The organism is Ancylomarina sp. 16SWW S1-10-2 (genome assembly GCF_009669305.1).
Classification (GTDB): Bacteria; Bacteroidota; Bacteroidia; order Bacteroidales; family Marinifilaceae; genus Ancylomarina.
Genome location: NZ_SADB01000195.1, coordinates 1 through 496, shown reverse-complemented (window position 1 = coordinate 496; position 496 = coordinate 1). Strand labels below are relative to the sequence as shown.

Genomic DNA, 496 nt, shown 5'->3' with positions numbered 1-496 from the left:
TGATCATTTACGTTTTTTATATCGTCATTTGTTAGAAAATAATTTCTTGTTTGGTATTGAAACCAGCGATCCCGCACTCTTTAAGATTTATTCGCGAGAGGTATTAAAGAAATTACGTTCTGGTCGTACAGGCTGGGAGGATAAGTTACCTGAAGGGGTGGCTGAGCAGATTATTGAAGGTGGTTTCTTTGGCTGTAAAATGAAAAAAGCTGAACATTAATCACTAATTTAATCAACACGTCTTACGTTATATTTTTCACAGTGTTTGACTAGGTGGTTAGTGAGACGGTGTGAGTTAAATTCAGCTAATTCGCTGGGTTGGTGAAAGTGGTAGCCTTGAGCATAGTGAATGCCCATTTCAGTTAATTTGTTGGCGGTTTCTTGGTTTTCAACAAATTCTGCTACGGTTTCCATCTGTAAATTCTTAGCTAATTCATTAATGTTGTTCACCATGACTTGGTCGAATCTGCTATGAATAAGATTTTTAATAAATGAT

The 496-nt window shown here is 36.3% G+C and carries 2 protein-coding genes; one reads left to right on the top strand and one right to left on the bottom strand.

The genetic code is table 11. The annotated features are described in order from the left end of the window. Nucleotides 1-220, top strand: a 220-nt coding sequence (locus EMN46_RS19740; protein WP_229130434.1) for a hypothetical protein, incomplete at its 5' end; no start/stop codon positions are given. Nucleotides 221-228: 8 nt separating this feature from the next. Here EMN46_RS19740 and EMN46_RS18965 read toward each other — a convergent pair. Then, a partial coding sequence (locus tag EMN46_RS18965) for an EAL domain-containing protein (protein ID WP_154202582.1) occupies nt 229-496 on the bottom strand: 268 nt, incomplete at its 5' end.